General features: G+C 34.9%; 4 protein-coding genes. 2 read left to right on the forward strand and 2 right to left on the reverse strand.

Annotated elements, in window-relative coordinates; translation table 11 throughout:
• Positions 1–267: 267 nt before the first annotated feature.
• Entirely contained in the window at positions 268–1,770 is a 1,503-nt protein-coding gene (locus tag GZA11_RS16040; protein ID WP_163184382.1) for an ATP-binding protein, read from the reverse strand.
• A gap of 161 nt (positions 1,771–1,931) precedes the next feature.
• Here GZA11_RS16040 and GZA11_RS16045 point away from each other — a divergent pair, with 161 nt between their 5' ends.
• Positions 1,932–2,372, forward strand: coding sequence for a MarR family winged helix-turn-helix transcriptional regulator (locus GZA11_RS16045; protein ID WP_038540596.1), 441 nt, complete (start codon positions 1,932–1,934; stop codon positions 2,370–2,372).
• Positions 2,373–2,472: 100 nt separating this feature from the next.
• Positions 2,473–4,167 carry a M3 family oligoendopeptidase gene (locus GZA11_RS16050; protein WP_038540594.1) on the forward strand — a complete coding sequence of 565 codons (1,695 nt, stop codon included), beginning with the start codon at positions 2,473–2,475 and terminating at the stop codon, positions 4,165–4,167.
• Positions 4,168–4,228: 61 nt separating this feature from the next.
• On the opposite strand, the gene GZA11_RS16055 is transcribed toward GZA11_RS16050, so the two are convergent.
• A partial coding sequence (locus tag GZA11_RS16055) for an IS3 family transposase (protein WP_163183607.1) occupies positions 4,229–4,355 on the reverse strand: 127 nt, incomplete at its 5' end.

Genomic DNA, 4,355 nt, shown 5'->3' on the forward strand with positions numbered 1-4,355 from the left:
TTACTCTGTATCACCTTCGGCAGAAAGGGCTTTGTTTTGTCATGCAAACTCACCCAGTGATACCTAGCCTCATATGAAGTTCGTGTTCCTCAGACCGGAAGTTTGCCGCTCGCTTCCTTCAGATTCCGCGTCACCACGGACACCCTTGCGTTAAGCTAACTGCTACTTCTGCCTTCGCAGCTCGGGACTTTCACCCTATAGATTACACCCATGCCGGGCGCACGTAAAATAAAAAGGATGGACTAGCCATCCTTTTTCCATTGATTCCTATTTATTTTTTACGATTGGAAGAGTGATTTCCACAGTTGTACCAACTGATACAGTACTATAAATTTGAATTTTTCCGTCAAAGGAATCAATGATTCTTTTACAAATAACTAATCCAAGACCAGTTCCAGTAGCTTTTGATGTATAAAATGGTTGGAAAATTTTTTCTATATCTTCCTCTGGGATTCCCTTCCCATTATCAATGATTTCAAGTTTACATTCTTGTTCCAGTAACTGAAGTTTTACCTGTATTGTCCCACAACGTTCAATTGATTCAAACGCATTTTTTGTTAAATTTAAAATGACTTGTTTCATTTGGTCTTTTGCACATTTGACCATGACAGGTTGATCCGGAAGTAACCATTTACACTCAATATTATGAGCATTCGCTTCCGACACAATTAATGGTTTTAACTCATTAAGCGTCTCAATTATATTTACATTGTTCATCAATTGAGCAGTAGGCTTGCCAAGAATTAAGAACTCACCAACAATTTGGTTGATCCGATTCAATTCTGAATTTATTACATTAAAATAATATTGGTCCTCTTCTTCAGTATATTTCTCACTTAATAGTTGAATGAATCCCTTTACCCCTGTTAATGGATTTCGTATTTCATGCGCAGTACTTGCGGCTAAAGAACCGACTAATTCAAGTTTATGTATTTCATTTTCCTTTCTTTCTTTTTTGGTCTTAATTCTAAGCATTATGTATTCTATGAGCAGATAAAGAACGTGAGTAATAATAAGTATGATAAAAATGATTTGACTGATAGCTAATCCTAGTTCCGATAAATCACGGTCAGCAATTTTGACTTTAATGTTCCATGGTAACTGATTCATTGGCAAAGTTACCCAATCTTTTTGTTTATATATTTCATTTCGATCAACGTTCATCTCTAGAATGGGTTTATCCCCCCCATTTACTACATAAAGCTTCGTATCTGGTGTGAGAACTTTCATGACATTTTTCATATAATCAATTCGCAGATCAGCAACTAGTATTCCTTTTAACTCATTTTTCTCATCAAGAACAGGAGTTGCTAAACCTATTACGAGTTGGTTGTTTCTCAGAACTTCTTTATGGTCTGAGATAATAATATCTTTGGCTTTAATGACTTCCTTAATAAATGGTATTTCTGAAAAGTTTTCCTCCGTCCTTAGTGGTACGGTACCAGCCATTAAGTTCCCTTTCGAATCTAATAAATAAAGACCTCCATATCTTGGGTCATTTTGATTCACTTGAACTAATAATGGTTCCATTTTCTTAGGGGAATCGAGGTTTTCTCGTGCGGTAATAGAAAGAATTTCAAGGCTTGTCACAGTTTCACTAATGAATTGATCCCATTGTTCTTTATAAATCGAAGCGATCCACTTTGCTTGATTTTCTCTTTTAAAATCATTTTCTTTTAAAATATCTAAACCAAAGTAGAGCCCTAGAAAAAGAAGCGGGATAATAACAATGGTCAAATAAAGATAAAAATTTCCTTTAAACCTTTTCATATGACTACCTCAAACATAATTCTGTCACATACTTTTTTATTATAACATCTGTTTTTCTCCATTTGTCAGAGAAATTCCTTTCTATTTCTTGATAAAATTGACAGTGACTCAATATTTTTTTATAATAACTTTGAAATTGAGATATTAAAGGATGGGTTTAGATGGAAAATGATTCGACAGCTACATCTTTAAAGCTATTTATTGTTTTATCTAGAGCTTACAAGGCTATTAACGAGCATGTAAATAAAGTTATTCAGGCAAATGGTTTAAATCCTACCGAATTTGCAGTATTGGAACTACTTTATCATAAAGGTGATCAACCGCTTCAGCAAATCGGTGCAAAAATCTTACTTGCTAGCGGAAGCATCACTTATGTAGTTGATAAATTGGAACAGAAAGGTTTATTACAAAGAAGTGCTTGTCCAAAAGACAGAAGGGTAATTTACGCACAAATCACCGAGAAGGGAAAAAAACTGATTCAAGACATTTTCCCAGAACACGCAAAGCAAATTGATCATCTCATGTCTAGCCTATCTGATGAAGAAAAATTAGTTGCAATCGATCTATTAAAAAAATTAGGTTTACCTGCAGGAAAATATTAATAACGGCCAGTCGGTCGTTTTTTTTGTTATCTAATAGGTAGCATTAGTATATAATGGAATAGGTTGAAATATTAAAATATTCAAAGAGGGGGTTATATTGATGAGCTTTAATGACTATACATACGTACGACCTAATTTGGAAGAAGTAAAGTCTAAATTTAATACTGCACTAGAAAACTTTAAAAAAGCTAACACTGTTGACGAACAAAGCAAAGCAATGAATGAGATTAATAAGTTGAGAAATGACATTGGCACTATGTTCAACCTTTGTTATATTCGTCATTCCATAGATACGAACGATGAATTTTATAAAGCTGAACAAGATTATATGGATGAAATTGGTCCAGAAATTGAAGGGTTGGTAACAAAATATTATCAAGCATTAACAACTTCACCATTCCGCAAAGAATTGGAACAGAAATGGGGAGCCCAGCTATTTGCATTGGCGGAAGGTCAACTTAAAACATTTAAACCAGAAATCGTTCCATTGCTTCAAAAGGAAAATCGCTTAGTAACCGAATATACAAAGCTGGTTGCGTCTGCAAAAATAAATTTTGAAGGTGAGGAGCGGACTCTTGCACAAATAGATCCATTTATCGAATCCACCGATAGAGAAATGCGGAAGCGAGCAAGTGAAGCAAAATTTGGATTCTTTGCAAGTCATGAGGCAGAGTTTGACCGTATTTATGACGAATTAGTGAAAGTGAGAACTGAAATTGCCCATGCTCTCGGATACAAAAATTTTGTAGAGCTTGGCTACTACCGAATGATGAGAACAGATTATAATGCTGATATGGTTGCAAACTTCCGACAACAGGTGAAGGACTTTATTGTTCCAATTGCGACAAAACTAAAAGAAAGACAACGGGAACGTCTTGGCTTAGACAAGTTGAAATATTACGATGAAACGATTAATTATCAAACAGGTAATGCCACACCAAAGGGGAATCCTGAATGGATTATTAATAACGGGCAAAAAATGTATAAAGCGCTTTCAGAAGAAACAGGAGAATTCTTCCAATTTATGCAAAAAAATGGCTTAATGGACCTTGTTGCAAAGAAAGGAAAGGCTAGCGGCGGCTATTGTACGTATATTGAAAATTATAAAGCCCCATTTATCTTTGCAAATTTCAACGGAACATCAGGTGATATTGACGTTCTTACCCATGAAGCAGGCCATGCTTTCCAAGTTTATTCTAGCCGACATTTTGAAATACCGGAATATTATTGGCCAACTTATGAAGCATGTGAGATCCATTCTATGAGTATGGAATTTTTCACATGGCCATGGATGGAGCTTTTCTTTAAAGAGGAAACGGATAAATATAAGTTTTCACATTTAAGTGATGGATTATTATTCTTGCCATATGGTGTTTCAGTGGATGAATTCCAACATTGGGTTTATGAAAATCCGGAAGCAACACCAAAAGAGCGAAAATTAAAGTGGCGTGAAATTGAACAAAAATATCTACCTCATAAAGACTATGATGGATTTGAGTATTTAGAAAATGGCGGTTTTTGGCAACGTCAAGGTCATATTTATAGTTCACCATTTTATTATATCGATTATACCCTTGCGCAAATTTGTGCCTTCCAATTCTGGAAACGGTCAAGAGAAAACTGGGACGAAGCTTGGAGAGATTATGTAAAATTGTGCAAACTTGGAGGCAGTATGTCATTTCTTAAGTTAGTTGAAGCAGCCAATCTCATTTCACCGTTTCAAGATGGTTGTGTTCAATCAGTTGTTGGTGAAATAGAAAATTGGTTAAATTCCATTGATGATAAAAATCTTTAATACAAAAAAGCGAAGCCTTTGTAAAATGGTACCCATGTCAAGGACACTTTAAAAAAAGAGATTAAGCAGCTAGAAGATGATTCCTATACTGAATAGGGGTCATCTTTTTTAAATTCCACTGATAGCGGTAATTGTTATAGTAAACCATGTAATGATTAATTTTTGACTTCAATTCCTTCAATGTTCTT

It is taken from the genome of Neobacillus sedimentimangrovi, assembly GCF_010614825.1.
GTDB classification, from domain to species: Bacteria; Bacillota; Bacilli; order Bacillales; family Cytobacillaceae; genus Neobacillus; species Neobacillus thermocopriae.

Excerpts from the sequence above, each read along its gene's own strand:
- GZA11_RS16040 (WP_163184382.1), bottom strand. The coding sequence starts at position 1,770 with ATGAAAAGGTTTAAAGGAAATTTTTATCTTTATTTGACCATTGTTATT.
- GZA11_RS16045 (WP_038540596.1), top strand. The coding sequence starts at position 1,932 with ATGGAAAATGATTCGACAGCTACATCTTTAAAGCTATTTATTGTTTTA.
- GZA11_RS16050 (WP_038540594.1), top strand. The coding sequence starts at position 2,473 with ATGAGCTTTAATGACTATACATACGTACGACCTAATTTGGAAGAAGTA.